This window comes from Novosphingobium decolorationis (assembly GCF_018417475.1).
Classification (GTDB): Bacteria; Pseudomonadota; Alphaproteobacteria; order Sphingomonadales; family Sphingomonadaceae; genus Novosphingobium; species Novosphingobium decolorationis.
On sequence record NZ_CP054856.1, the window covers coordinates 3,898,248 to 3,924,955 of the forward strand.

The following is a 26,708-nucleotide window of genomic DNA, read 5'->3' on the forward strand; positions in this document are numbered from 1 at the left end:
GGGGGAAGAAAGGGCACGCTCGTGACGGCTATGGCCGCACGAATGGCGGTGCGCGCGCTGATCGGCACGGCGCTGCTGGCGAGCGGGGCCTACGCGGCCATGGCACGAAGTCCGCAGGAGGACACCTTACATGCCGCGCCCCCGGCCTTTCCGCGCAGCGCGCGCTCGAATTTCGTGGAGCGCTGTGGGGGATGTCACGGGCTGGAGGGGCGCTCGGTCGCGCGCAATGTCCCTGACCTCGCGGCGCGCGCCGGGTTCTTCCTGTGTACGCCGGAAAGCCGATCGTTCGCAGGACGTCTTCCCAACGTGATGTTCGCGCGCCTGTCGGACGAGGATCTCGCCGATGTTCTCAACTACGTCATGTTCGATCTGGGAGAGACACCCACTTCGAAGCTTGCAAAACCCTATACGTCGCAGGAAGTTGCGGCCTATCGTGCAAACCCGCTTTCGGTGACCGACCTGCACGCCAAGCGCCGCGAGGTGGTGGGCGAGATGGTGGCGCGTTGCCAGGCACCGCAGGCGATGCTGGACTACAACCGACCGCGCGGCCGCATTCCCGGCCGGGTCGAGGAGATGAAATGAACCGTCGCAACGTACTCATGGGTGCCGCTGGCCTTGGAGGCCTTGCCTTCGCCGCGCCGCTTCTCGCAAAGGACGCCGCGCTGCGCAGCACCGGACGCACCGGCGCGCGCAATCTCATTACCGATGTCGCCGGGCTCACTGTCGGCAACGCGCAGGACGTGAAGGTACGCACCGGCACCACGGTGATCCTGGCGGACAAGCTTTCGACCGCCGCCATCGACGTGCGCGGCGGAGGCCCCGGCACGCGCGAGAGCCACGCGCTCGAAGGCCACAACCTCGTCCATGCCGCGAACGCCATCGTGCTTTCGGGTGGGTCCTCCTATGGCCTCGCCGCGGCCGATGGCGTTGCTGCCGTGCTGGGATCGAAGGGCATCGGTTATGGCGGCATGGCGCGTCCGGGCGTGCCGGTCTCGCCCATCGTACCCTCGGCCATCCTCTACGACCTCGCCAATGGCGGGGACAAGGGCTGGGGCACCGAGCCGCCGTACCGGGCGCTGGGCATTTCCGCGCTTGAGGCGGTGGGTGCGGACTTTGCGCTGGGCACGGCGGGTGCGGGCTATGGCGCGCAGGCGGGCGGCCTCAAGGGCGGGCTTGGCTCGGCCTCGACGCTCGTCAGCGACGGCTCCACCGTGGGGGCCATCGTCGCGGTCAACTCGATGGGCTCGACCGTGGCGCCGGGCACCCGCAACTTCTGGGCGAGCCCCTTCGAGATCGGCGACGAGTTCGGCGGACTTCCTCCCAGCGCCATGTACGCCTCGCCCGAGGAGTGGGGCTATACCAAGGCGCCTGCGGCCAAGGAAAACACCACCATCGCCTGTGTCGCGACCGACCTTGATCTGACGCCCGATGAGATGAAGCGCTTTGCCATGATGGCGCAGGACGGCATGGCGCGCGCCATCCGCCCGATCCACACGCCGTTTGATGGCGATGTCGTCTTCGCGATCTCGACCGGACGGGTCGAGGTGAAGGGGCCGCGTCCCGTCGCGGTCCTGCGCGCCGGTGCCGTCGCCGCCGACACACTGGCCCGCGCCATCGCGCGCGGCGTCTTTGAGGCGAGCACGCCGCCGGGCGCCGACAGCAAGGCCTGGAAAGACCTGACGCTGTGATCTGGGGTTTCGTTTCACTCCCCAATCCGGAAAGGTCCGGCGCATGAGTGGCATCCCGCCGCGCCGCGCGGCCGAGATGCCCGATGGCGCGATGCCCTGGTGGCCTCCGCTCCTGGGCATTGCCCTGCCGCTTGCGCTGGTCCTGGCCTCGGCGCTGCTGGTGCCGGCCTCGGCCGGACGGTTCCTGGGCATCTCGTGGAGCAGCTGGTGTCTCTTCGCCTGCGCGCCGCTGACCAGCGTGTGCCTGCTGGTCTGCTACCGCTTCGGCGGCGGGGCGAGCGACCGGGACGATGTGCCCGGCCATGGTGCGCCTCGCGAGGGAGATAGCCTGTGATGCTGGCTGTCTTCATTGCCGTCATGGCCCTGTCGCTGGGCATCGCCCTGTGGTCGCGGCGCGGGCATTCCAACCCCGACGCGCGCGAGTTCTTCGTCGCCTCCGGGCAGTTCGGGCCGATCCTTTTCTTCTTCCTCTCGGTGGGCGAGACCTATTCCATCGCAAGCATGCTAGGCTTTCCGGGCGGGGTCTATGCTGGCGGCGAGGGCTTTGTCCTGTGGTTCTTCGGCTACATCCTGATCGCGGCGCCCTGCATCTACTTCGTGGGGCCCTGGATCTGGCGCGCGGGCGCGCTCTACGGGTCGGCTACGATCCCGGACTTCTTCCGTGACCATTTCGAGAGCCGGGGGCTAGAGATCCTGATCACGCTCAGCTCCATCATCCTACTCGTTCCCATCGGTACGATGCAGTTTCTGGGGCTGAAGCTGGTGTTCACGGGGCTGGCGCCGGAAGCCCGGTCGATCTTCCTCACCAGCCTCGCGGGGCTCCTGACATTTGCCTATGTCGTGATCGCAGGGCTTCGCGCCTCGGCCTTCGTGGCGGTGCTCAAGGACATCCTGATGATGGCCTCGATCCTGCTGGTCGGCTTCGTGGCGCTCGCCGCCTGGAATGCCGAGCCGAGCATGCCGGTCAGTCTTGCCGAGACGATGTCGGAGCCGACCCGGCCCGACCTCGTCTTTGCGATCTCCACCATCGTGCTGCAGGCCGTGGGCTTCTGCATGATCCCGCAGAATTGGGCCTTCATCTTCTCGGCCAATTCGCCCCGTGCGATCCAGCGCGCGCAGATCGTCGCGCCGATCTACATGCTGATGTTCCCGCTCCTGATGATGGTGGCCTACTACGCCAAGGGGCAGGGGATCGTGCCGCCCGAACCCGACTTCGTGTTCCTCTCGACCGCGATTGCGCTCCTGCCCGACTGGGTGGTGGGGCTGGTCATGGCCGCCGTTGCGCTTTCTGGGCTCGTGATCCTGAGCAGCGTGTGCCTGGCCATCGGTCCGCTCATCACGCGCAACCTGGTGCCCAGCCTTGATGGCACGGCGCAGCAGCGCTGGTCCAAGGTGGTGATCGCGGCCTTCCTGATCTTCTCGCTCGTGGGCGCGGAGACTTCGGTGCAGCTGATCGCAACGCTCAACAACGTCTTCTACTTCGGCATTGTCCAGACCTTGCCCGGCCTCGTTGCGGCCATGCTCTTCCCGCGTGTCCCGGCGCGCGCGCTGATCGCGGGCATCCTTGTCGCCGATGGCGCGATGCTGGCGGTCAAGGCGGCGGGCTGGACCTTTGGCGGGCTCAACGTCGGCGTGATCGGCCTTGCGATCAATGTCGCGGTCCTCGCCCTCGTCACTCTGGCCGCGCCGCGCATCGGTGCGCGCGCGGTCATTCCGCTCCTGCGCGAGGCCCACACCGGGCGCGCGTCCTCATCCACCCCCTGATCTTCAGCGAGAACGGATTTCCCCATGCGCACAATTCCCCACTTCATCGCCGGCGCCCACAGCGCCGGGGACGGCACCGCCATGGCCGACGTCTTCGATCCCAACACCGGCACGGTGCAGGCGCAGGTGCCGCTGGGCGGCGACGCTGAGCTGGAAGCGGCGGTTGCCGCCGCGCGCGCCGCGCAGCCCGCCTGGGCCGCGCTCAACCCGCAGCGCCGCGCGCGCGTGATGTTCGCCTTCAAGGCGCTGATCGAGGCGCATATGGACGAACTGGCCGCGCTTCTCTCCAGCGAGCACGGTAAGGTCTTCGACGACAGCAAGGGCGATATCCAGCGCGGGCTCGACGTGGTCGAGTTTGCCTGTGCGACGCCGCACCTGATGAAGGGCGAATACAGCAGCGGCGTGGGGCCGGGCATCGATGTCTACTCGATGCGCCAGCCGCTCGGCATCGTGGCGGGCATCACACCCTTCAATTTTCCCGCGATGATCCCCTTGTGGATGAGCGCCCCGGCCATTGCAGCGGGCAACGCGATGATCCTGAAGCCCTCCGAACGCGCACCGTCCGTCCCGCTGCGCCTCGCCGAACTGGCCAAGGAAGCGGGCCTGCCCGATGGCATTCTCAATGTCGTCCATGGCGACCGCGTGATGGTCGAGGCGATCACCGATCACCCCGCGATCAAGGCGGTCAGCTTCGTGGGGTCCTCCGACGTGGCGCAGGCGGTCTACGCGCGCGGAACCGCGCAGGGCAAGCGCGTCCAGGCGATGGGCGGCGCCAAGAACCACGGCATCGTCCTGCCCGACGCGGACATGGACCGCACCGTCTCGGACATCATGGGTGCGGCCTATGGGTCTGCCGGGGAACGCTGCATGGCGATGCCGGTCGTGGTGCCGGTCGGTGAGGCGACCGCGAACACCTTGCGTGAAAAGCTGGTCGCGGCCATCGCGGACCTGCGCGTGGGTATCTCGAGCGACCGCGAGGCGCACTATGGCCCCGTCGTCACCGCCCAGCACAAGGCGAAGATCGAGCACTACATCGCGATGGGCGTGGACGAAGGGGCCGAGCTTGTCGTCGACGGACGCGGTTTCTCGCTCCAGGGTTACGAGGAGGGCTACTTCCTAGGCCCGACGCTGTTCGACCACGTCACGCCGGAGATGCAGTCCTACCGCGACGAGATCTTCGGCCCTGTGCTGCAGATGGTGCGCGCGACAACGCTGGAGGAGGCAATCAATCTCGCCAGCCGCCACGCCTATGGCAACGGGGTGGCGCTCTTTACCCGCGATGGCGGCGCGGCGCGCGACTACGCGATGCAGGTCGAAGTGGGCATGGTCGGCATCAACGTGCCGATCCCGGTTCCGGTCTCTTACCACAGCTTCGGCGGCTGGAAGCGTTCGGCCTTTGGCGACCACAACCAGTACGGTGAGGAAGGCTTCCGCTTCTTCACCCGCGTCAAGACGGTGACCCAGCGCTGGCCGGGGCCGGACGCGGACAAGGGCAACGCCTTCCTGATCCCGACCACCGCCTGACACCGGACCGGGAGAAACCACGGGAGAGGGACCAAACCAGGGGGCGGACGCCAGGAGCGCCGCCCCGCAGCGGAGCGATGCAATGAAAGAGGAACTGGCCGATCTGACAGGCGTGGAGCTGGCCGAGAGCTTTGCCGCGGGCACACTCTCCCCGGTGGATGTCGCCGAGGACGTGCTGGCCCGCGCCGAGCGGCTGGAGCCGCACCTATGCGCGACCTACGCGCTGGAGCCCGAGGCCGTGCGCGCACAGGCGAGGGCCTCGGAAGCGCGCTGGCACAAGGGCGCGCCGCTTTCGGTGATCGACGGTATCCCCGTGACCCTCAAGGAACTGATCGCCACCAAGGGAACGCCCAAGCCCGTGGGTACGGCGGCAGGCGACATGACCCCGCAGACCCACGATGCGCCCCCCGCGCAGCGCATGCGTGAGGCAGGCGCAGTCCTTCTCGCCAAGACCACGGTGCCCGATTACGGGATGCTGTCCTCGGGCCTCTCCAGCTTTCACAAGCTGGCGCGCAACCCCTGGGACCTTTCGCGCAATCCGGGCGGGTCGAGCGCGGGGGCAGGCGCCGCCGCTGCCGCAGGTTACGGGCCGTTCCACGTGGGCACCGACATTGGCGGCTCGGTCCGGCTTCCGGCGGGCTGGTGCGGCATCTTTGCGCACAAGCCCAGCAACGGGCGCATTCCCATCGATCCGCCCTACATCGGGCGCGTTGCGGGGCCGATGACGCGCACCGTCGCCGATGCCGCGTTGATGATGACGCACCTTTCGCTGCCCGACCGTCGCGACTTCATGGATCTGCCCTACCAGGAACTGCCCTGGCGCCAGCTTGAGGGCGACGTGGCGGGCCTTCGCATCGGCCTCATGCTGGAGGCAGGCTGCGGCTCGCCGACCGAGCCCGAAGTGGCCGAGGCCGTCACCGAGGCCGCACGGCTGTTCGAACATGGCGGGGCAATAGTGGAGCCGGTCGAACCGTTCATGACGCCGGAAATGCTCGATGGCCTCGACCGCTTCTGGCGCGCGCGCTTCCACGCCGAGATGCGCGACCTTCCGGCCGAGAAATACGGCCTGATCCTGGAGTACATCCGCAAGTGGGTGGAGCCTGCCGCACACTATGATGGCATGGAGGTCTACACCGGCTTCGACCAGATCATCCAGATGCGCGAGCGCGGGCGGGCCTACAACGATTACGACCTGCTGCTCAGCCCGGTGGCGCCAATGCCCGCGTTCCCGGCCGAACTCGCCTCGCCGGTGAACGACCCGATGCGCCCCTTCGAGCACATCGGTTTCACGGTTCCCTACAACATGACCGAACAGCCCGCGAGCTCGATCAACTGTGGCTACACCCGTGAAGGCCTGCCCGTCGGCTTGCAGATCGTCGGGCGCCGCTTCGAGGACATGGCGGTCCTGCGCGCCTCGGCGTGGTACGAGAAGGCGCGCCCCGCGCAGCGGCCCTGGCCCTGTCGGCGCGAGGTCATGGCGGACTGAAGCGGTAGGTATCCCGGGGCAGGGAGTCAGGGGGGCTTGCCCCGGGATACGCCAGGTTCCCGATCCGGATCAGAGCTTGGCCCGGAGGGTCACGCTGTAGCTGCGCGGTTCGCCGTAGATCAGGCCGTCGTAGAAGCCGAACTGGCGGTAGTAGGTCTTGTCGGTCAGGTTGGTGACGTTGGCCGAGATCTGGATGTTCTGTGTCGCCTGGAAGCGCGCCATGAGGTTGACCAGCGTGTAGCCCGAGACATCGAGGTTGCTGTCATCGTAGGTCCCATCGCCGAGCGGACGGCCCGGGTTGGTCGACCATTCGGTCTTGCTCTGCGCGGTGATACCCCCGCCGATGGTGAGGCGGTTGAGCGCACCTGGCAGCGTGTAGCTGGTTGAGAGGCGCAGCTGGCTGTGCGGATCGCGCTGGTAGCTGAGGCCCTTCACGTCCAGGTAGCTGTAACCGAAAAAGACGTTCCAGCCCGGCAGCAGCTCGCCCGAGGCGTCGAAGTCGACACCCTTGGAGACGACACCATCGACCGTGCGGTAGATGTCGAGCCCGGTGACGTCGTTGAGCTCGCCGGTATTCTCCGCGACATTGCTCTGCTCGTTGCGGTAGAAGGCGAGCGAAGTGTTGAGCTTGCCGCCGTAGAAGGCGCCCTTGATGCCCGCTTCGTAGCTCGAGCCGGTGACGGGCGGTAGCAGCCGGTCGTCCTCGTCGCGCAGGTTCCCCTGCGGGGTGAAGACATCGGTGTAGCTGGCGTAGACCGAGAGCGTGTCGGTGACGTCGTAGACAAGCCCCGCGTAGGGCGTGAACACACCCTTTTCGTGCGTCGTCTCGGCATCGGCGGTGTAGACGTTGGCGATATCGTAGTCGCCGCCGCTGGTCTTGTAGTCGCTGATGCGTGCGCCCACGATCGCGGTCAGCCCATCGGCGAGCTCGAAGCGACCCGCGGCATAACCGCCGATGCTGCGGGTGCGGTCAATCCCGCGCGCGTCGGTGCGGAAGGTCTGGAAGTTGGCGTAGGAGCCGTCCCAGCTGCGCCAGTCGTCGATCGGCAGGCCGGCCGAGCGGTACTGGCATCCCCGGAACGGGCTGACACCGGCGATGTTGCAGTTGCCAAGGGCGTTGTCGAAGGTCCAGCTGGTGCTCTCGCTCCAGAAGCCGTTGAAGCCGAACATCAACTGGTGCTCGCGTCCGAACAGGTGCAGCGGGCCGTTCAGCGTCACGGCGACGTTGTCGCGATCTTCCGAAAATTCCGAGTGCATGGCGTTGAGGTAGGCACCGCTGCCATCCTGGTTCCAGAAGCCCGCGTAGCCCCCGACCTCGCGCGCGGCGTTGTTGATCTTGGCAACGCCCAGGTTGTTGTAGGCGCTGCTGTCGGTGCGCGCGTAGCCCAGCTTGACGTGCCAGTCGTTGGCGAAGCGGTGGTCGAGATTGACGAAGGCCGTGGTCGCCTTGCGGCGCGATTCGCTCCAGTCGGCGACCGGGTTCGTGCTGCGCGGCAGGTTGGCCAGCGTGCCGTCGGCGAACCAGATCGAGACGTTGCTCCCCCACGAGGAGCCCTTGTTGACCGTACGCTCGTACTGGACCCCGGCGTTCAGCACGGTGGTTGGCGTAAGATTTGCCGCGAAGTTGGCGAGGATGGCGCGGCGGTCGACATGCTCGCGCTCACGGAAGGTGTCGGTGCTCTCGTCGCTGAAGACAAGGCGGCCGCGCACGTTGCCATCGGCGGTGATCGGCGCATTGAGATCGCCCATCACGCGCCGCTTGTCCCAGTTGCCCAGGACCAGGCTGCCGTTTGCCCCCAGTTCGGTGCCCGGCTGCTTGCGCTGGAGGTAGATCGTGGCGGAAGGGTCGCCCGTGCCGCCCAGGAGGCCATTCGCACCGCGCACGATCTGGACGCTGTCGTAAAGGTCCATGTTGGTCGAGGCCCCGCCGCCGCTGAAGTTCGACTGGCCGTCCACCTGCATGCCATCGATGCGGTAGTTGCTGACGTCAAAACCGCGTGCGCGGTATGTCGTGCGGCCCGCGTTGTCATTCTGGTACGAGGTGATGCCCGGCGCGGTGGCCAGTACATCGTCGATGGTCTCGATCTGCTGGTCGTCGAGCAGCTGGCGGGTGATGACCGTCACCGTCTGCGGTGTCTCGCGCGGGGAGATGGGCAGGCCGATGGAGATGCTGGTTTCCTCGGCGGTGTAGGACGGTGTGTCCTCGGTGCGCTGTCCGGTCACGACGATTGTCGGCGGCGCGCTTGCGCCCGGCGCCGCGTCGGCATGGGCAACTTGTGCGCCGCCCAAGGCGATGGCGAGTGCGGTCAGCGACGCGGATGTCGCTTTATTGCCAGAAAACATTGGTTTCATGTCCCATTACCCCTTATAATGCAACTCATTCGCAATTGAGGGCGGGATAGAATAGGCCTTGAGATGGGTAAACCGATGTTTCCGGGATATTTTGTCAGCTTTTCAGGAGTTTTGTCACCCAGTGTAACGGCCTGTACCCAGGCTGGGGGTGCAGCATGAGCCGCGTGCTCGTGGTGGACGACGATGCCGATATCCGCGACCTCCTGTGCCGCTATCTTGCCGAGGCGGACATCGAGTCGCACGGAGCGGCCGATGGCGATGCGATGTGGCGATCCATCGCGGAAATCACGCCCGACCTCATCATCCTCGACCTCATGCTCCCCGGGACCGATGGCTTGTCCTTGTGCCGCGCGCTGACCGAACGCTGTGACATACCCATCATCATGCTGACGGCACGTGGCAGTCTGGTCGACCGCATTGTCGGGCTCGAGATGGGGGCGGATGACTATCTTCCCAAGCCCTTCGATCCGCGCGAGCTTCTCGCCCGCATCCGCGTCGTCCTGCGCCGGCAACGCCGCGCGCAGGACGGGCCAACGGTGCGCGAGCCCGACTATCTGCAGTTCGAAGGCTGGACGCTCGACACCCGTCGCCATCTGCTGTCACCGCCGGGTGAGGCGCTGGGACGGGAGAAGACGCAGCCGGTTGCAAACTCTGACTACCTGGCCTTGCGCGCCTTGTTGCGCGCGCCGTTCCAGACGCTCAGCCGCGACGTGCTCGCTCGCGAGGTCTACGGGCGTGAGCGCGATCCCTCGGACCGGGCCATCGACATGTGCATTTCGCGCCTGCGCCAGATGCTGGGAGAGGATGCGCGCAATCCCCGCATGATCCGTACCGTGCGCAACGGCGGCTATGTGCTGTCGGTGGACGTCTCGGCGTACAGCTGAGATGCGCGCACTCCTCCACCGCCTCATTCCGGCGACGCTCTCGGCCCGGATCGCATGGCTTCTGGTGGGTGGCCTTGTCCTCTCGCAGCTTCTGACCGGGACGATCTGGTTCGAAAGCCGCCGTCGCCAGCTGCTGGAGATCCCGGCCCACGTCTTCGCGACGCGGGTCGCGGACAGTCTGCGTGTGCTGGACAGCGCCGCCCCGGACCGGCGCGAGGATCTGCTGGCAAAGCTGCAGTCGCCCGAGTTTCACCTGAAGCGCCTCGCCGTGCTTCCCGACGAGGAAAGGGCGGGCGAGGAGCCGGAGGATCTCGCGCGTAGTGCGCCCATTCTTGCAGGTTCGATCCGGCACCAGCTGGACGGGCGCGTCGAGGTGCGTGTGCTGGCCGCCCAGCTGCTCGATGAGGAAGGCGAACCGGCCGGACGCTGGTCCATGCTGCGCGACCGGGAGCCGCGTGCGGCCTTCACGCTCGCCGTGCGCCGCAGGCCGGGGGATCTCTGGCTTGTGGCCAGGGGGCGCGAGGACGAGGACGGGGTTCTCTTTGATCCGGGCGGCACGATTGCGGACTATGTCCTGCGCATCTACCTGCTGCGCATCCTGATGGTCGCGGCGCTCACCTGGCTGGGAGTGCGGCTGGCGGTCAAGCCGCTGGAGCGGCTGGCCGAGGCTGCGCAGCGCCTGGGGCGCGACATTCGCAGTCCCGCCCTGCCGCGCAAGGGGCCGATCGAGGTTCGCCGCGCGGTGGAGGCCTTCAATGGCATGCAGCGGCAACTGGTCGGCTATCTCGACGAGCGCACGCGCTTTCTTGCGGCGGTCTCGCACGATCTGCGCTCCCCCATCACGCGGCTGCGCCTGCGCGCCGAATTGCTGCCCGCGACCGAAGAGAAGGGCGGCTGGCGCAAGGATCTCGACGAGATGGAAGGCATGGTGGATGCAACGCTTGCCTTCATGCAGGGCAACGCGGGCGAAGACCTGCAGGAGGCGGTCGATCTTGACGCCGTGCTGGCCGGTATTCTGGAAGACCTGCACACACAGGGCGCACAGGCCACGCTTGCGGGCCGATGCGGCGCGCCCATCGCCGGTTTCCCGCAAGGGCTGCGCCGCTGTCTGGTGAACCTGACCGACAACGCGGTTCGCTACGGCGGGCGGGCCGACATCGTCGCGCAGGAGTGCGATGAAGAGATCATCATTCGTGTCCGCGATGACGGCCCGGGCATTCCCGAGGCCAGCCTCGGTCTTGTGTTCGAGCCCTTCTACCGCGAGGAAAAGTCGCGCAACACCGCGCTTGGCGGTGTCGGCCTCGGCCTCAGCATCGCCCGCGACATCGCCCTTGCCCACGGGGGCGAACTGACCTTGCACAACCGACCGGAAGGCGGCCTCGAAGCCACCCTGCGCCTGCCACGAGGGGCCCCTCAGGACACCAAGGCGCGACACCGAGCCGACTGCAACGATTTTTGAGGAGAAGTGGTGCCGCTTACAGGACTCGAACCTGTGGCCCCCGCATTACGAATGCGATGCTCTACCAACTGAGCTAAAGCGGCGTCCTTGTGGCGATTCTCGGGAGAACCGCTACCAAGGCAGGGGGCGCCTTTACCGGGGGGAGGCGAGGAGCGCAAGAGGGATTCGTATCCCATGTACAGGGATGTTGAAGGCCATGGCCTTTCCCGCGCCTCCCGGGGGACTTGCAGTGTCGAGGGGCGGGGCCTAGCAGCGGTGGGATGAACACGTCCTCGTCTCCCGCTCGCCCTGCCTCCGGTGTTGCCGAAGTCGAACCCTTTCACGCCATTTCGATCGGCAAGCTTGCCTACGAACTGGCCGAGCAGGGCCGCAGCATCATCCACATGGAATACGGCCAGCCCTCGACCGGGGCGCCCGCCGCGGCGCTGGCGCTGGCGCATGAAAAGCTCGACAGCGAACCGGGCGGGTACTGGGAAAACGGAGCGCTCAAGGCGCGGATCGCGCGGCACTACCAGGAGCGTTACGGGCAGGACGTCGAGGCCGAGCAGATCATCCTCACCTGCGGGGCATCTCCGGCGCTGGTGCTGGCGCTGTCCAGCCTGTTCCGGCCCGGCGCGCGGGTTGCGCTGGCCCGGCCGGGCTATGTGGCCTACCGCAATACGCTCAAGGCGATGTACCTGGAGGCGGTCGAGATCGAATGCGGGCCGGAGGCGCGCTATCAGCTGAGCGCGGCCGCGCTCGAGGCAATGGAACCGGCGCCCGATGGCGTGATCATCGCCAGTCCGGCCAATCCGACCGGCACGATCATCGCGGCTGAGGAACTGCGCGCCATTGCCGAAGTGTGCACACGGCGCGGCATTCGCATGATCTCGGACGAGATCTACCATGGGCTGACTTATGGGCCCGTGGCCCATTCGCTGCTCGAGTACGCGCCCGATGCGCTCGTCATCAACAGCTTCTCGAAATACTACTCGATGACCGGGTGGCGCCTGGGCTGGTTGCTGGTCCCGCGCGATCTGATCGAGGTGGCGCGCGCGCGGATGGGCAACCTGTTCCTGGCGCCGCCAGTGCTTGCGCAGCATGCCGGGCTCGTCGCCTTCGATTGCGACGAGGAATTGCAGGGGCATGTGCACAATTACACGCAGAACCGGCAGATGTTGCTCGATGCGCTGCCCGATCTCGGACTTGAGAAGATCGCACCGCCCGATGGCGCTTTTTACATCTGGGCGGATATCAGCGCCTATACGCAGGACAGCCTGTCTTTCTGCCGGGACATGCTGCGCGAGACCGGCGTGGCGACCGCGCCGGGTATCGATTTCGATCCGGTCCATGGCAAGACCTTCATGCGCTTCAGTTTTGCGGTGTCACCGCCCGAAATTGCGGAGGCCATCGGGCGTCTCAAGCCCTGGTTTGCGGCGCGAAGACAGGGGTGAGGCGCGCCGCGTTGAGGTTTGGAGCGTGAGCTGTCGCAATCCGGGATAGGACGCGGACCTGCGGGATTTTCCACATTGACCGGGGGCGGGATCTGCGGCTTTGAGCCGCTTCCCCCCTTCAAGGTCGACACCCTCATGTTTCCCTCCGAACTTACCCTCGATATCGACACGGCCAGCCTCACCGTCCGTTTGCGCGCGTTGGCGCAGGAGTGTGCGCAGAGCGCCCCAGCCGAAGAGGATGCGCGCGTCTGCGAGGCTCTCGCGTTGCTAGGGGGGCGTGTGACGGCGAAAGAGGTCGGGGGCATGGACTGCGTGCTGCGCCTCCTGGGAGAGGACGTGGGGTTCCTCTGCTCGCGAGGGCGAGGCGGTGTGTGCCTTGCGATGCTTGCCGTGGACGGCGCGGATGAAGAGGTCTGCGTGCAGGGCGCCACTCCCGCGCTCGCGCTGCTGGGCGCGTGGGCCTCGGCCTGGCTGGTGCATCTGGGCGATGTGACCGAGGAGCCGCGCGAGGCGGCGTCTGCCCGACTTCATTGACATTGCGGGCCGTTATTCCGGTCAGGTGCAGCCCTGCAGCTCGCCTGCGGGAATGTCGAGCCAGGACAGCGTTCCCCCTTTGCCCGCGCCCGTGTCGATTCGGACCAGCTTTCCACCCAGGGCATTGGTCTGTGTGAAGATGGCCTCGCAGCGGTCATGGCCGATGACGACCCTGCGTCCGTTCGGGATGCTTTCGAGCCAGTCGTATAGCCGCACCGGATAGCCCGAGCTGTCGCGGGTCCCGTCGGTCTGGCCGAACAGGGCGCGGTGTACGCGTCCATCGCCCTTGAGGGACAGGGCCTCTCCAGCGGTGGGAGCGGGGTGGTCGAACATGGCGCTGCTCGCTCCGGCGTGGACGAACAGCCAGGGGCCGATGTTGCGCCACAGGGGCGCGGCGGAAAGAATGCGGATCGTGCTCGCGACAAGGGCATCGCGATCCGGCGCGCGCCGAATTTCGGCGAGGGTGCGATCAAGGCCATGGGTGAGTTCCATGCGTCGTTCGGCGCCATCACCGGCCCGCCACTTCACGAGGTAGCGCAGCAGCTTGAAACAGTGGTTTCCCGGAACGAGCACGGCCCGGCCCTGAGCGTCGAGCCGGGCGAGCAACCGCAGGACGGCGGCGCTGTCGTTATCCGGTTCCTCGTCTGCCGGATCGGCGTCGGTGAGGTCGCCGATGAAACCGATGGCATACCCCCGCGCAAGAGCCTGTTCGGCCGCGGCTTGCACGGCATGCGCGCCGTGGATGTCGCCAAACCATCGTATGCCGGCGTATGTCGAGGGAAAGGAAGTTGAGGAAGTCACAGGGAAAAGCGTATCGGTCCACGGCCAAGTGTCAGCCCCATCCTACCGCGCATCCGCGGATATAGCCATGAGCGGGGAGCGATGTGTCAAACGGCTCAGGCAAGACAAGCGGGGCGTGGCGATGACGGGGAGGGCCCGGAGGCAGGTCCGGCCAAACGCGAACGTCGGTCCGGGCCTGCCCATAGTACACGACTAGCGGGACCAGGAGCCGGTTCGGGACGCGCCCGAGCCGGTCCTTAACGCTATCTCACGGAAGGTGTTGCGTGTCGGTTTTCAAGAGCATGCGCAGGTCTACATAAGCGTGTGCTTTGCGGGGAGGCGGGGAGCCTCTAGAGTGCTCTCTATGGCGATCTCGACATTCTTTCTCGTGGCCTCTGCTGCCACCGCTTCGGCTGCCCCCTGCGACCTGCGTTCGGACATGGGCGCGCGCGAACTTCATGAGGTTCTTGCACAGCGCGCTGTCGAATTGGTCCGCACGGCCGCGCGCTCCGATGCGGAAAGCAGGGACCGGTTGGAGCAACTGATCGATCCCGACGCTGCCTTTGGTCTGGGAGCAGGCGATGTCGGGCGACCAATGGGGAGCGGGGCAGAGGGCGCACGTGCCGTCGTCGCGTTGATGAAGGCCGATCGATATCGCTATCTCGGCTGGGACTATATGGATGGGCCCGTCGATGCCTGCGGCGAGCACGAGGCGTCCATCGAGTTCATCGCCTCTGCGGATCGGCAGGTCTATCCCGTCACGTTCCATTTTCACAACGGACGTGTGGTTGAGGCAAAGGGGTGGTCTCGGTCCTTTCGTGAAGGGGCCTTGCCATGATGGGACGATGATCCCTCGCTAGAGGAAGGTAATCGGGAGAGGCTGGGCATTGGGGGCCGTCCAATGGAGCCGGAAGAAGGTTCTTGAGGACATGCCGACAAGTCGGACGATGCTTCAGAGGGGCAGCGCTTTTGCGGGCCCAAGCTGTCGGCCTCGCCTTTCGCGTGCGCTCCCCCGATTGCGAAAGGGGAGGTCGACGAGCTAGATGCCTCTCCGAGAATGATACTCTTATTTCCGACTTTTCGGCCTTACTGCCACCGCCCCGGTTAGTGGACCATGGCGGCTTCGATGGCGATGCGGATGGCGTCGGAGGTGTGGTTCGCGCCTAGTTTGTTGAGCATGTTGGCGCGGTGGATTTCCACCGTGCGGGGGCTGATCGAGAGTTTTTCCCCGATGAGGCGGTTGGACAGGCCGCTGGCGACACCGCCGAGGACTTCGCGTTCGCGCCTGGTGAGGCGGTCCACGCGGGCGCGGGCCATGATCTCGCGCAGCTTGGCGTTGCCAACGCTTTCGGCCCGGCGCATCGCGCGGTCGAGCGTTTCGTTGAGTTCGGGCGCGGTGATGGGCCAGGCGATGTAGTCGATCGCGCCGTCGAGGATGGCGCCGACAATGCGCTGGGCGGCCGGGTTTTCGCTGAAGGCGATGATCGGAAACCATTCGCCATGCTGGGACATGTTCTCGATCAGTTCGTCGATGGCGCCGGCATCGTCGTGGATCAGGATGATGCCCGAGCGCGGCCAGCTGGACGTCAGTTCGGAGAGGTTTTCAAAGGGTTCGACGTGAATGTTGGCCGAAGACAGCGCATGGCTGATGGTGGCGCGGCGACGCATGTCCCTGTCGATCAGGATGAGGTTCGAGATACCCTGTTCCAAGATAGTTCTCCCTTCTTATTTCTGCTTAGGGAGATATCGCAAATCGGGGCTTTTTCCTGCGGTTTCCCGTCCAATGTCGAGGCTTTGGGGGGCGGTCCGAGGGAAATTACCGAGAAATCAACGGGAGGTCACGAAATCCGTGCCGCCGAAATGGTGGTAGATGAAGAATGCGCCGAAAATCTGGGGCGCACGGTGGTAAACGCGGCCGACTCAGCCGGTCTGCATGGCCTGGCCGATTTCCAGGAAATCGGTGCGCAGGGCATCGATCCGGTCGCGCGCGAAAGCCGTCGCGCTATCCAGGATCGTGCGACGGGCGGCGGCATAGAGCTGGTTCAGCGCCGAGGCTATTCCGCTGTCGCCCGAGACGCCCATCTGCAGGGCGGTGACGGCGGTCAGGGCGCGGGTTATCGAGCGGCTCTTCAGTTCGCCATCGCCGATCGCGTCCGCGTGGAGCGCGGTGCCCAGCGCGCTGATGAGATGCTCGTAGCACAGGTGCACCAGCTCGGTACGGTCGGCGCCGTTGACGCGGGCGTCGAAGTCGACGCGGCGATAGGCTTCGTGCGGGGTGACGCGTCCGAGCATGTCAGCTGTCCGAACGGTTCCACTGGGCGATCTGGTTCTCCAGCATGGCCATCGTGGAGTTCAGCATGCCGATGCGGCTTTCCGAAGTGGTGAACTGTCCGGCGAGGCGCGCGCGCAGCTTTTCCTGCTGCTCGGCGATTTCGGTACGGCTCTCGGAGATGTCGCTCAGCTGCGTGGTGTACTTGCGGATCGAGGCCCCCAGCGAGTTGAGGCTCGTGGTGGAGGACGCGTCGCGGTAGATGCGGTTGATGCTCGCGTAGACGCCGTGGACGCCGGTCGTGAACATGGCGGCGACGCCTTCCGGATCGGCTTCCATGGTGGCGGCGAGCCGCTCGGTGTCGAGCGTGAAGGTGCCGTTGCGCTCGGTCTTGAGCCCCAGGTCGCCAAGCGTGCGCGCGGTGCCCGTGGCGTTGGGCATGATGGTGCTGCTGGCAAGTCCCGAGAAGGCGCGCTTGAGCGCGCGGGCGCCGCCGTCGTTGGCGAGTTCGCCGCCGATGGCGGTGGCCGCGTTGAGCGCGGACATGACCTCGTTCAGCGCGTCGGTGAGATCCTGCATCGAACTGGAGATGCTGGGCCCCGGATCGGCGAAAGTGACGCGCGTGGGCGCGCCGACATTGGTGCCCGAAAGCTGGAGACGCACGCCGGGAATGACGTCGCTGACCGTGTTCGTGGTGGAGGTGTAGTCGAGCCCGTCGACCGAGAAGGCCGCGTCCACGGCGCTGGCGAGAAGCTCGCCATTCGTGGAGGAGGGGTTCCAGGCGAGGTTGGCAAGGCCGGGTTCAAGCGCGTCCTCGGCCGCCTCCAGGATGAAGCCGTTGGCCGCGCCGTTCTGCCCCTTGAGGACGAGCTGGGCGCCGTCAACGGTCTGGGCGACATAGGCTTGCACGCCCGCATTGGCGCCGTTGATGGCGCTGGCAACGTCGGCGAGAGTCGCGCCGCTGGCAATCGTGATGTCGACGGCGGCGTGGCCGGTGTCCTCGGTGAAGGTGCTGCCCGAGACCGTTCCGAAGCGCAGGGTCAGGGTGCCGGCGCCCACCGTGTCAGAGGCCGAGGCATAGGCGTTGCTGGCGATGTTCTGGCCGCTTGCAAGGCGCGTGACTTCCAGATCGTAGCTGCCCTTGGGCAGTGAAGTGCCGGTCAGCGACGCCGAGGCGACCGAACTGTTGGCAACGCTGGGCGTGCGCGAGAGGTCGCCGGTTCGGATCAGCGTGCCCAGCGAGGTGTCGAGCGCGAGCATCATCGAGCGAATGTCGGACGCCGCGGAGATCCTGGCTTCCAGCGTCTCGCTGCGGGTGTCGAGCCGGTTGACCTTGTTGGCGAACTGCGCCTGCGCCAGCTTGTTGGCAAGGTCGAGCATGTCGATGCCGCTGCCCCCGCCGAGGGCGGTGACCAGCGAGCTGGTGGCGGTGGGGGAGTTGTTGATCGTGCTCATGGCAGAAAGAACGGCTCCAGGAAGGGCAGGTTAAGGGCGGCGGTATGCGGAGCAGGCATCACGGGCCTGCCGATTCCAGGCCGCCCTCGCTGTCGAAGCGCAGGGTGACGGGCACCGAGATGGCTGGGCGGGTACGGTTCTCGCCGCGCTTCAGGGCCATGACGAAGGCCAGGATCGCGGCCACGGCGACGTAATGTTCCTCGCGGATCATGCGCTTCTCCCGGGTGCTGTAATAGACCGAGCGTGCAAGCGCGGGGTATTCCAGCGTGGGTACGGCGTATTCGGCGGCCAGTTCGCGGATCGCCATGGCCTTCTCGCCGCGCCCCTTGGCCACGAGGATAGGCGCAGGCGCCTTATCGGGGTTCCAAGACAGGGCCACGGAAAAGTGCGTGGGGTTGGTGAGGACGAAGCTGGCTTCCTGCATCGCGGGGATGAGGGCGCCCATCGCGATCTTGCGCTGGCGGTCCTTGATCGCGGCCTTCTTTTCGGGCGCGCCCTCGCTGTCCTTCTGTTCATCGCGCACCTCCTGCAGCGTCATCTTGAGACGCATGAGGCGGCGAAACAGCTGGACGGGCAGGTCGAGAAGGGCGATCAGCGTGAGCCCTGCGGCGAGCCAGAAGAGCAGGAGGACCAGTTCCTCCCAGGCATAGGAGAGTTCCTGGAGCAGGTTGCCCCGGCCCAGCCGGGCGAGCGTTTCCAGCCGGTCGCTGGCCCAGGTCCAGGCGATGGTGCCCAGCAGCGTCACCTTGGCGAGGCCCTTCACCATTTCGATCAGGCCATTGGGCCCGAACATGCGCTTGAGGCCCTTCATCGGATCGATGCGCGAGCCCTTGAACGCCAGGTTCGAAGCCAGCCAGCGCCCTTCGCCAAAGCCCAGCTGCGAGGCAAGGCTCACAAGCATCACGCTCACCCCCAGCAGGAACACCGGGGGCAGGGCGGCAATCAGCGCCTGGATGAGGAGGGTGCCGGGGGTGAAGTCATCGATGGCGCCGGGCGTGAAGAGAAAACCGGCGCGCAAGACGCCGACGAGACGCTCCAGCAGCCAGGGCCCTGCGAGCAGCAGCCAGATCGCGCCGATGGCGACCGCGCCCGCCGTCCCCAACTCGCGCGAGCGGATGACGTCGCCCTTCTTCGCCGCATCGCGCTTGCGCTTTTGCGTGGGGGCAAAGCTCTTCTCGCCGTCGCTCTCGCTCATGGCGCGATCACCTGGGCCGCGTTGAGGATCGCCTCGCGCGAGAGGCGGGTGACGAGATCGGTGAGAACCGGCGCGGAGACGAGCAGCGCGGCCAGGCCGCCGAGGATCCCAGCGGGGAGGCCCAGCGAGAAGAGATTGAGCGCGGGTGCCGAGCGGCTGAGGACGCCCGTCACCAACTGCACGGTGAGGAGGACAAGGCAGACCGGCAGCGCGATGGTCGCAGCGGTCGCGAACATCTGCACTCCGAACCCGGCGATGAGGGCGAAACGTCCGGTGCCCAGCCAGGTCTCACCCGGGGGAAAGGTGCGGTAGCTCTCCACGATGAGGGCGAACCATTGCAGGTGCGCGCCCAGCCCCAGGAAGATCATCGTCAGGACAACCGCGAAGTATTGGCCAAGCGCGGGGGACTGGGTGCCCGAATTGGGATCGACCGCAACCGCCATGTTCATCCCCATCGAGCCGCCGATGACTTCGGCGGCAATGACGGGGGCGGCAAAGGCGAGCTGGAGCACGAAGCCGAGCGCGAGGCCGACCACGACTTCGCCCAGAACGGCCAGCAGGCCCGAAAGCGAAAAGAGCGCGGCGGGCACGGCAACCTCGGTCCAGGCGCAGACCAGCACGGCGATCGCGCCCGCGCCGATCACCCGCAGCTGCGGGGGCACGCTGGGGATGCCGAACAGCGGGGCTGCGACAAGCGCGGCGCCGATGCGGGTCATCACGAAGAGCAGGCGCCAGAACTCCTGTTCCAGCGCGCCGAAGCCGAAGTCGAGCTGGATCACGGGATGACCTGCTCGGCCTGACCCATGCGCGCGATCTGGGCGAAGATTTCCTGCGCGAAGTCGCCCACCAGGGTCATCATCGAGGAGCCCATCAGGACAAGGACAAGTGCGACGACGGCGAGCTTGGGGACGAAGGTGAGGGTCTGCTCGTTGACCGAGGTCGCCGCCTGCACCAGCCCCACCGCGAGGCCAACCGCAAGGGCCGAAAGCAGCACCGGCGCGGCGACGAGGGCAGTGACCCACAGCATCTTGTCCGCGAGCGCGAGAAGGCTGGTGATGTCTTCCATGGCACGCGCCTCAGGCGAAGCTGGCCGCGAGCGAGCCCATCATCAGCGCCCACCCGTCGACGAGGACGAAGAGGAGGAGCTTGAAGGGCATCGAGACCACCATCGGGCTCATCATCATCATGCCCAGCGACATCAGCACCGAGGAGATCACGAGGTCGATGACGAGGAAGGGCAGGAACAGCATGAAGCCGATCTGGAAGGCGGTCTTGAGCTCGCTGGTGACAAAGGCGGGCAGGAGGATCGAGAAGGGGACCTCGCGGCTGGAGGCGAATTGGGGGGCCTTGGCCATCTCGGCAAACATGGTGAGGTCGCGCTCGCGCGTCTGGCGCACCATGAAGGCGTGAAACTCCGTCCCCGCGTTGGCGATGGCCTCCTGCGCGTTGATCTGGTCCGCCGCATAAGGGGCGATCGCGGTTTCGTTCACGCGGTCGAGCGTCGGGGCCATGACGAAGAGCGAGAGGAACATGGCAAGCCCGATCAGCACCTGGTTGGGCGGGGATTGCTGGAGACCGATGGCCTGGCGCAGGATCGCTAAAACCACGAGGATGCGCGTGAAGCTCGTCATCATCAGGACGAGGCTGGGCAGGATCGTCAGCAGCCCCATGATGAGGAGCAACTGGAGCGACATGCTCATGCCGGGCCCGCCGGGGCCCTCGCCGGTGCCGCCGATCTGCTCGAACGCGCGGTCGAGTGCGCCGGGAATGGCCTCCTGCGCGTGGGCGAGCGTGGGAAGGAGCGTGACGGCCAGCATCGCGCCTGTAAGCGCGAGCGCAAGCGGGCGTCTCATTCGATCACCTCGAAGGTGGCGCGCGCGGGCGCCTCGGCCAGCCGCGTCAGACCATGGCGCGAGGCCGAGACGAGGATCTCGCGGCCATGGAACTCGATCACCGCCAGCTTGAGCGTGGGCGAGAGCATGGTCGTCTCGACGATGCGGATGGAGCGCGAGCCACTGTTGTTGCCGGCGCGCTGCTGGACCTTGCGGGCGAGCGTCAGCGCACCCCAGGCGAGGAGCGCGATCAGCGGCAGCAGGATCGCGAGCTTGAGAAGATACCAGAGCATGGTTCTACTCCCCGCTGGCCTGGGTGGCCTTGCCACCCGCCGCGCCGGGAAGCGGCAGGGCGGGATCGGCCACCGGATCGCCGTCCTCGCGTTCGTCCTCGTCGCCGACCATCTCGACGATGCGCAGGCCGAAGCGCCCGTTGTGCGAGATGACCTCGCCGCGCGCGATGGGCTTGCCGTTGACGAGGATGTCGAGCAGTTCGTCGGTCATCCGGTCGAGCACGACCAGGCTTTCCGGGCCGAGCGCAAGGACGTCCTTGAGCTTCATTTGCGACCGGCCGAGCTCGACCGAGACCCGCACGTCGACATCGCGCAGGAATTCGAAGCCGCGCGGGTGCTTGCGTGGCGGCGCTGTCATGGCGTTTTCGTCATGGTTGAAAGGTTCCCCAGTTGAAGACGCAGGTGTGACCGCACCGGCGTGGTGGCAGTGCCCGTCCCGTCCGTGCCGCTGTGCATACGGCGTGGGCGGGGTGGGCGTTCAGAAGGCCTGTCCGACCTGGACGGCGACCATGTCGTCCAGTTCTCCGACAGTGCCGGTGGCAATGATCTGTCCTCCCGCCATGAGCGGCACGGCCCGGCTGACCGGAACCGGGATGACGTCGCCCGGACGCAGCGCCGAGAGACGGCGCATGGGCATGGGCATGTCGACGAGGACGGCGGTAAGTTCGAGCATGAGCGAGGCGAAGGGTTCCTCGGTGGGACCGGCCTTGCGCGGGGCCGTGCGCAAGCGCGGCGCCTTGCGCTGGGGCAGGAGCAGCGGCCCCAGCGTGGTGACCGGAAAGGCCAGGCTCAGCGTCCAGGGTTCCGCGCCCGCTTCCTCGATGTCGAGCGAGAGCTGGAGAAGGTCGGCGCGCATGTCGAAGGGATCGAGCTGGCGCAGGCTGGTGTCGCGGCGCAAGGGGCGCACCAGCGTGGCCGTCTCGTGCGAGAACAGCTGGCTGAGCGTCGCCGCGATCGCGCCCTCGATCCGGGCGAGCAGCAGTTCGGCCGAGACCGGGAAACGGTCGGGTAGGGGATCGGGCACCACGCCATTGCCGCCGAACGCGCGATCGACGAGGCGAAACACCGGCGCGGCCTCGAAGGTGGCGAGCAGCGGCAGGTTCTTGGGCCCCGCGCCGAGCAGGGCGTGGGCGGCGAGGGTTTCGAGTTCGGACTGGATACCCCCCAGCGTCGTGTCCATCGGCATGCCGGCGCGCACCACGGGGGGATCGCCGCCGGAAATGCGGGCCAGCTCTCCGGGCAGGATACGTACCAGCCGTTCGCTCAGGAACGATAGCGCGGGCACCAGCTCGTCGATCGACGGCGCCTTGCCGAGAAGTTCGGTTGCGTGCTTCGCCTTTACCGGGGCCGTATCCGAGGTCGCGTTCATGCCCACCTCACTGGATGATTAGCGTGCGGAAGTAGACGGCATCGACGCCGCCGTAGCCTTCCTTCTTCGTGAGCACGTCGTTGATGGTCTTGGTCAGCCGCTTCTGCAGCTTGTCCTTGCCCTTGATGGTGTACATGTCGTCCTCGTGCGTGTCGGCGATGACGGAAAGCATGTTCGAGCGGATCGCCAGTTCGTGCTTGGCCAGCCATTGCAGGACGCGCCCGTCGCGCCGGGTCGAACAGGCCAGGGCCAATTGGACCAGCGCGTCGGAATCCTTGAGGTTCGAGGTGAATTCGTCCTTGAAGGTGTAATAGGCGGTACGGTATTCATCGCCGCCGTCGCCGTGCTCCTCATGGCCGCCGCCGCCTTCCTCCTCGCCCTCGCCGGCAGGCGGAGCGTAGGGGTCGACTTCGCCCTTGCGGACAAGTTGCGGGCCCTTGGGCTCATGGCTTTCCGAATGGTCGCCGCCCATGAACATCATGGCGCCGGCCGCGCCGCCCCCGCCCACGACGAGCATGGCCACGGCCACGAGGATGAGGCCCATCTTGCCTTTGCCCTTGGGCTTGTCGTCCTTGTCTGCCTTGTCGCTCATTCAGAGATTTCCTCGCTGGGGCCTGTCACCAGGCGTACCTGTCATCAGGCGTAGACGCCGCCGCGCGTATCGCGGGCCGGGCGGTCGGACGAACGGGTCGGGGTGCCCCTGGCAGGCGTGTCGGAGCCTTCGCGCCCACCGGAACGCGGCGTCCCGGAGGAGCCGGACGGCTGGCCATCCTCACGCGCCTGCCCCGCGCCTTGCGCGAAGCCTTGCCCGCCCTTGGGGTCCTGTCCGTTCGGGGAGGTGGCGGAGTTCTGCCCCTGCTGCCCGGAGGACTGCTGGAAGGGATTCTCGCGCGGAGTGTCGCTGCCCTGCGCACTGGAGGCGGCCAGCACCTGTGCTGCGGCACCTTGAACGGAGGCCGCAAATTCGGGATCGGCGCTGCGCAGGGACACGCTCATGCCGGTTTCATCCGGGCGAAGTTGCAAGGCGACATGCCCGAACTGGGCATGGACCAGAGAGGTGCGCACGACCTGCGGCCCTTGCGCCTCGCGCGCTTCGTGAAGGCGCCCGAGCAGCGTGTCGAAATCGTGCGGGGTTTCGGCGCGCAGGGGCGTCTGTATTTCCGAGCCCTGAAGGGCAGGCGCATCTGATCCCTGCACCATGATCGGCGCGAACGGCGCGCTTGGCTGCGGCTGGGAGCTGGCCTGTACGGGCACTGGAGAAGCGCCTGACGGCATGGCGGTGTCCGCGGCCTTCTCGGGCGCGCGGGCGGAGAGGGAGCGGCCTTCCTCCTTGACGACACTGGCGGAGGCGACCGCCATGGGGGGCTGGGGCACGAACTCGCCGTCCTGGACCGGGCGATCCGACCGCACCATGGCGAGAGTGGCTACAATCCCCTTGGCTGGAGGCGGGGCCGGTGGCGTGGGCGCCGGTGCAAGCTGCGCATCCGATTGGGCGTGTGCCGAGGTCGGAACGGGAAGACCCGGCTGTGCGGGGGTAGGCCTATGCAGAGTGGGCCTGTGCAGGAGAGCCGCCGGAGAAAGGGCCAACCGTCCGGTGACGGGTACCTCACGGGTCAGGTCTTCCATGCCTGGGACGTTCGCCGCCGAGGGCTCTGCGCCTCGCGGAGGGAGGGCGGCAGCGCGGACCGGAGTGGCCTCCTTCGCGGACGACATCTGAACGGGTCGCGTGGCCGCGTCGAAGGCGGGTGTCACGGGGGGCTGCGTCGGCTCGGCAGCCATTTGCAGCCAGGTAACCGTTCCGGCAAGGGCGCCTTTGGAAGAGCCTTCCCCGGACGTTTGTCGGCCTGTCGGCACGGAAGGGGCGCTTGGAACCAACGATGCGCGGAGCGGCAGGACAGAACCCACCGCAGGGAGCGAGGCAGGCGATGCGGCGACGTGCGGGAGAGGGCCTGCCGGAGAGAGCGCGGCAGGCGATGCGGCGATGTGCGGGACGGAGTTCGCCGGAGAGGGCGCGGCAGGCGATGCGGCAACGTGCGAGACGGAGCTCGCCGGAGAGGGCGAGGCAGCCGATACGGCGACGTGCGAAACAGAGGCTGTCGGAGTGGGCGGCGCAGGCGAAGCGGCGACAGGCGGAACGGGCAAGTCGACGAGCAAGGCCAGCCATGGCGGCGTGAGCGGTGCGGGCAGGTTCGGTTCGCCCGGGGATGCCTCTGCGGCCACGTCCCAGGAGGCGCTGTCCGGGCCTGCCCCGGCGGCCTGCGGCGCGGCTGGCGGCAGCGGATCACCGATGGACGGCAAGGGCTTGCCGCCCGGCAGGTGTGCGATCGGGGGCAAAGCGTCGCCGCTCGGTGCCTGGGCCGCGAGAGGGGTCGGCATGGGCAGGTGGGGAGCGGGAAGGGTGGCAGGAGCCGGCGCCGTATCCCCTTCAAGCGAGGCAAGTCCCTGAAGTGTAGCCGAGAAGTTCGCGCCGGTGCCGCGCTCTCCGGGCACGCCGCCAGAACCCTCGTCCGACGTGGCGGGGCCGTTCAGGATCGTCCGGAGAAGGCCGAGGCCTTGGGAAGGTGCGTGCGGAGGGATCATCGAATACGGGTCCTTGGGCTTGCCATGGAAAGGACTATTCAAGCTCCGTGCCAGCTGCGCGGCGGGCGGAGAGAACGGGTGTTGCCGCCTGCTTGGCAATCATCCGTTCCTGCAGGGCCGCGCGCTCCTCGATGGCGGCGCGGCGGCGCTCGGCTTCCGCGAGGTGCCTCTGCTTGGCATCGGCAATGGCGTGCGCGCGCTCGGCATCGCCCTGGGTCGTGCGCGAAAGAGTCTGGAGCCCGGAGACGAAACGCCCGATCTGGTGCAGCGCCGCGCCGTCGGTCGCGGTGCGGCGTGTGGCGTAGTCTTCGGCAAGGCGGCGCGTGCGCTCGGTCAGGGCCTGGAGCTGGGCCAGGGTCCCCTCGGCCTGGGCGGCTTCGGCCGCAGCGGTCTGGCGGGCGATGTCGCGCACCTTTTCCAGGCGGCGCAGGCGAGCGAGGCGCTTGTGGGCATCGGTCATCGATCAGCTTCCAAGCAGGGCTTCGAGCTGGCTGGCGCTGTCCTTGAGCGGCACGACCTCGCCGGCCCCTTGCGCGAGGAAGGCCGTCAACTTGCCGGTCATGGCAATCGCGCGATCAAGCTGGGCGTCGGCGCCGGGGCGGTAGGCGCCCATCAGCACGAGATCGCGGTTGGCCTCGTAGCTGGCCGTCAGCGCGCGGAAGGTGCGGGCGAGCTTCTGGTGCTCCTCGGGCACGATGTCGTTCATCACACGGCTGAGCGAGGCGGCAATGTCGATGGCCGGATATTGCCCGCGCTGGGCCAGTTCACGGCTGAGCACGATGTGCCCGTCGAGGATCGAGCGCGCGGTGTCGACGACCGGATCGTCCTGATTGTCGCCATCGGCAAGCACGGTGTAGAGCCCGGTGACCGAGCCATTGGAGGCGGCCGAGTTGCCCGCACGCTCGACCAGCTTGGTGATCGTGGCGAGCGCGGAAGGGGGATAGCCGCGCGCCGCGCCCGGCTCGCCCAGCAGCAGGCCGATTTCGCGCGCGGCGTGGGCGACGCGGGTCAGGCTGTCCATGATGAGCAGGACCTTGCGCCCGCGCGCGCGGAAATGCTCGGCCATCGAGGTCGCCAGCATGGCTCCGCGCAGCCGCAGGTTGGGGGCATGGTCGGCCGGGACCGCGACAACCACGGTCTTCTCCTTCATGGCCGCGTTCATGTGCCGCTCGACAAAGTCCGAAACCTCGCGGGCGCGCTCCCCGATAAGGCCGACCACGACAACGTCCGCGCCATTGCGGGCGAGCGAGGCACCGCGTGCAATCATGTCGATCAGCACCGACTTGCCCACGCCCGAGCCCGCCATGACGCCGATGCGCTGGCCCACGCCAAAGGTGGTGAGCGCGTTGAGCGCACGCACGCCGGTGTCGAAGGGAACGCGCACCGGGCTGCGGTCGAGCGCGGAGGTGCGCACGCCGCCAGCAGGCCACTCGCCGCGCTTGTGGATGGGCAGGCCGCCATCAATGGGAAGTCCTTCGCCATCGACCGCGCGGCCCAGGAACGCCTCGCCCACGGGCAGCATGCCCGGGCGCCCCTCGGGGATGACGCGCGCGCCGGGGCGCAGCAGGATCGTGTCGCCCAGCATCATCATCATCGTGCGCCCGTTGCGAAAGCCGATGACTTCGGCGAGGAGCGGCGCCTTGCGCCCGTCTGCGACCCGGCACATCGCGCCCACGGGAACAGCCAGGCCACTCACTTCAAGCAGCCCTCCGTCGCAGGCGGTGACATAGCCAAAGCGGCGTGGGGCCAGGTCGACCGGCTCTGTGGCCAGATCGCGCAGGATGGCTTCGCACATATCCAGCATGAGGCCG

27 protein-coding genes and 1 tRNA gene are annotated in these 26,708 nt (G+C 67.1%); 11 read left to right on the forward strand and 17 right to left on the reverse strand.

Annotated features, from left to right (window positions below):
* Window positions 1–21 precede the first annotated feature (21 nt).
* The 6 genes from HT578_RS18035 (at window position 22) to HT578_RS18060 (ending at window position 6,462) form a co-directional block, all read left to right on the forward strand.
* A complete protein-coding gene (locus tag HT578_RS18035) occupies window positions 22–582 on the forward strand; it encodes a c-type cytochrome (RefSeq protein WP_213500956.1) in 561 nt (186 codons plus the stop codon).
* Window positions 579–1,688 (forward strand): P1 family peptidase, encoded by a 1,110-nt coding sequence (locus HT578_RS18040; protein WP_239026345.1) that lies wholly within the window; start codon window positions 579–581, stop codon window positions 1,686–1,688. The genes HT578_RS18035 and HT578_RS18040 overlap by 4 nt, the downstream gene beginning before the upstream one ends.
* Window positions 1,689–1,731: 43 nt before the next feature.
* Window positions 1,732–2,022, forward strand: a complete 291-nt coding sequence (locus tag HT578_RS18045) for a hypothetical protein (RefSeq protein WP_213500957.1) — start codon at window positions 1,732–1,734, stop codon at window positions 2,020–2,022.
* On the forward strand, window positions 2,022–3,452 hold the full coding sequence (locus HT578_RS18050; RefSeq protein WP_213500958.1) for a sodium:solute symporter family protein: 1,431 nt from the start codon (window positions 2,022–2,024) through the stop codon (window positions 3,450–3,452). Before HT578_RS18045 ends, HT578_RS18050 begins: the two co-directional genes overlap by 1 nt.
* Before the next feature lie 24 nt (window positions 3,453–3,476).
* The gene (locus HT578_RS18055) at window positions 3,477–4,976 is read left to right on the forward strand and encodes a CoA-acylating methylmalonate-semialdehyde dehydrogenase (RefSeq protein WP_213500959.1); all 1,500 of its coding nucleotides are present in this window, start codon (window positions 3,477–3,479) and stop codon (window positions 4,974–4,976) included.
* Between the two features lie 82 nt (window positions 4,977–5,058).
* Window positions 5,059–6,462, forward strand: a complete 1,404-nt coding sequence (locus HT578_RS18060) for an amidase (RefSeq protein WP_213500960.1) — start codon at window positions 5,059–5,061, stop codon at window positions 6,460–6,462.
* Between the two features lie 69 nt (window positions 6,463–6,531).
* Here HT578_RS18060 and HT578_RS18065 read toward each other — a convergent pair whose 3' ends face one another.
* The gene (locus HT578_RS18065; RefSeq protein ID WP_213500961.1) at window positions 6,532–8,814 is read right to left on the reverse strand and encodes a TonB-dependent siderophore receptor; all 2,283 of its coding nucleotides are present in this window, start codon (window positions 8,812–8,814) and stop codon (window positions 6,532–6,534) included.
* Between the two features lie 155 nt (window positions 8,815–8,969).
* Here HT578_RS18065 and HT578_RS18070 point away from each other — a divergent pair, with 155 nt between their 5' ends.
* Both HT578_RS18070 and HT578_RS18075 read left to right on the forward strand, forming a co-directional pair.
* The gene (locus tag HT578_RS18070; protein WP_213500962.1) at window positions 8,970–9,698 is read left to right on the forward strand and encodes a response regulator; all 729 of its coding nucleotides are present in this window, start codon (window positions 8,970–8,972) and stop codon (window positions 9,696–9,698) included.
* Window position 9,699: 1 nt separating this feature from the next.
* The gene (locus HT578_RS18075; RefSeq protein WP_213500963.1) at window positions 9,700–11,157 is read left to right on the forward strand and encodes an ATP-binding protein; all 1,458 of its coding nucleotides are present in this window, start codon (window positions 9,700–9,702) and stop codon (window positions 11,155–11,157) included.
* Between the two features lie 7 nt (window positions 11,158–11,164).
* Here HT578_RS18075 and HT578_RS18080 read toward each other — a convergent pair.
* Window positions 11,165–11,240, reverse strand: a tRNA-Thr gene (locus HT578_RS18080).
* 177 nt (window positions 11,241–11,417) lie between these two features.
* On the opposite strand from HT578_RS18080, the gene HT578_RS18085 reads away from it, so the two are divergent.
* Together HT578_RS18085 and HT578_RS18090 are read left to right on the forward strand one after the other, a co-directional pair.
* Window positions 11,418–12,590, forward strand: a complete 1,173-nt coding sequence (locus HT578_RS18085) for a pyridoxal phosphate-dependent aminotransferase (protein ID WP_213500964.1) — start codon at window positions 11,418–11,420, stop codon at window positions 12,588–12,590.
* A gap of 75 nt (window positions 12,591–12,665) precedes the next feature.
* Window positions 12,666–13,124, forward strand: a complete 459-nt coding sequence (locus tag HT578_RS18090; protein WP_213500965.1) for a hypothetical protein — start codon at window positions 12,666–12,668, stop codon at window positions 13,122–13,124.
* A 21-nt stretch (window positions 13,125–13,145) separates the two neighbouring features.
* Here the strand turns inward: HT578_RS18090 and HT578_RS18095 are convergent, their stop codons facing one another.
* Window positions 13,146–13,925: a metallophosphoesterase gene (locus HT578_RS18095; RefSeq protein ID WP_338422152.1), complete on the reverse strand. Its 780-nt coding sequence runs from the start codon at window positions 13,923–13,925 to the stop codon at window positions 13,146–13,148.
* A 343-nt stretch (window positions 13,926–14,268) separates the two neighbouring features.
* Between HT578_RS18095 and HT578_RS18100 the strand changes: the two genes are divergently transcribed.
* Window positions 14,269–14,742 carry a hypothetical protein gene (locus tag HT578_RS18100; protein WP_213500967.1) on the forward strand — a complete coding sequence of 158 codons (474 nt, stop codon included), beginning with the start codon at window positions 14,269–14,271 and terminating at the stop codon, window positions 14,740–14,742.
* 266 nt (window positions 14,743–15,008) lie between these two features.
* Here HT578_RS18100 and HT578_RS18105 read toward each other — a convergent pair whose 3' ends face one another.
* The 14 genes from HT578_RS18105 to HT578_RS18170 form a co-directional block, all read right to left on the reverse strand.
* The gene (locus HT578_RS18105; protein ID WP_239026346.1) at window positions 15,009–15,614 is read right to left on the reverse strand and encodes a response regulator transcription factor; all 606 of its coding nucleotides are present in this window, start codon (window positions 15,612–15,614) and stop codon (window positions 15,009–15,011) included.
* Window positions 15,615–15,824: 210 nt separating this feature from the next.
* The gene (locus HT578_RS18110; RefSeq protein ID WP_039388392.1) at window positions 15,825–16,196 is read right to left on the reverse strand and encodes a flagellar protein FliS; all 372 of its coding nucleotides are present in this window, start codon (window positions 16,194–16,196) and stop codon (window positions 15,825–15,827) included.
* A 1-nt stretch (window position 16,197) separates the two neighbouring features.
* Window positions 16,198–17,628 (reverse strand): flagellar filament capping protein FliD, encoded by a 1,431-nt coding sequence (fliD, locus tag HT578_RS18115; protein WP_213500968.1) that lies wholly within the window; start codon window positions 17,626–17,628, stop codon window positions 16,198–16,200.
* Between the two features lie 58 nt (window positions 17,629–17,686).
* Complete coding sequence (locus tag HT578_RS18120; protein WP_213500969.1) at window positions 17,687–18,823, reverse strand: EscU/YscU/HrcU family type III secretion system export apparatus switch protein; 1,137 nt, start codon at window positions 18,821–18,823, stop codon at window positions 17,687–17,689.
* Window positions 18,820–19,602, reverse strand: a complete 783-nt coding sequence (gene fliR, locus HT578_RS18125) for a flagellar biosynthetic protein FliR (RefSeq protein WP_213500970.1) — start codon at window positions 19,600–19,602, stop codon at window positions 18,820–18,822. The genes HT578_RS18120 and fliR overlap by 4 nt, the downstream gene beginning before the upstream one ends.
* Entirely contained in the window at window positions 19,599–19,889 is a 291-nt protein-coding gene (locus HT578_RS18130) for a flagellar biosynthetic protein FliQ (RefSeq protein ID WP_039388385.1), read from the reverse strand. Before HT578_RS18130 ends, fliR begins: the two co-directional genes overlap by 4 nt.
* 10 nt (window positions 19,890–19,899) lie before the next feature.
* Window positions 19,900–20,640 (reverse strand): flagellar type III secretion system pore protein FliP, encoded by a 741-nt coding sequence (gene fliP / locus HT578_RS18135; RefSeq protein WP_277884205.1) that lies wholly within the window; start codon window positions 20,638–20,640, stop codon window positions 19,900–19,902.
* A gap of 32 nt (window positions 20,641–20,672) precedes the next feature.
* Window positions 20,673–20,948, reverse strand: a complete 276-nt coding sequence (locus tag HT578_RS18140; protein WP_213500971.1) for a flagellar biosynthetic protein FliO — start codon at window positions 20,946–20,948, stop codon at window positions 20,673–20,675.
* Window positions 20,949–20,952: 4 nt separating this feature from the next.
* Entirely contained in the window at window positions 20,953–21,306 is a 354-nt protein-coding gene (gene fliN / locus HT578_RS18145; protein WP_039388380.1) for a flagellar motor switch protein FliN, read from the reverse strand.
* Window positions 21,307–21,426: 120 nt separating this feature from the next.
* Complete coding sequence (locus HT578_RS18150; RefSeq protein WP_213500972.1) at window positions 21,427–22,317, reverse strand: flagellar motor switch protein FliM; 891 nt, start codon at window positions 22,315–22,317, stop codon at window positions 21,427–21,429.
* A gap of 7 nt (window positions 22,318–22,324) precedes the next feature.
* Window positions 22,325–22,909 (reverse strand): flagellar basal body-associated FliL family protein, encoded by a 585-nt coding sequence (locus HT578_RS18155; protein WP_039388379.1) that lies wholly within the window; start codon window positions 22,907–22,909, stop codon window positions 22,325–22,327.
* A gap of 44 nt (window positions 22,910–22,953) precedes the next feature.
* Window positions 22,954–23,730, reverse strand: coding sequence for a hypothetical protein (locus HT578_RS18160; RefSeq protein ID WP_213500973.1), 777 nt, complete (start codon window positions 23,728–23,730; stop codon window positions 22,954–22,956).
* 1,201 nt (window positions 23,731–24,931) lie between these two features.
* The gene (locus tag HT578_RS18165) at window positions 24,932–25,357 is read right to left on the reverse strand and encodes a hypothetical protein (protein ID WP_213500974.1); all 426 of its coding nucleotides are present in this window, start codon (window positions 25,355–25,357) and stop codon (window positions 24,932–24,934) included.
* 3 nt (window positions 25,358–25,360) lie between these two features.
* Window positions 25,361–26,701: a FliI/YscN family ATPase gene (locus HT578_RS18170; protein ID WP_213500975.1), complete on the reverse strand. Its 1,341-nt coding sequence runs from the start codon at window positions 26,699–26,701 to the stop codon at window positions 25,361–25,363.
* Window positions 26,702–26,708: the final 7 nt, after the last annotated feature.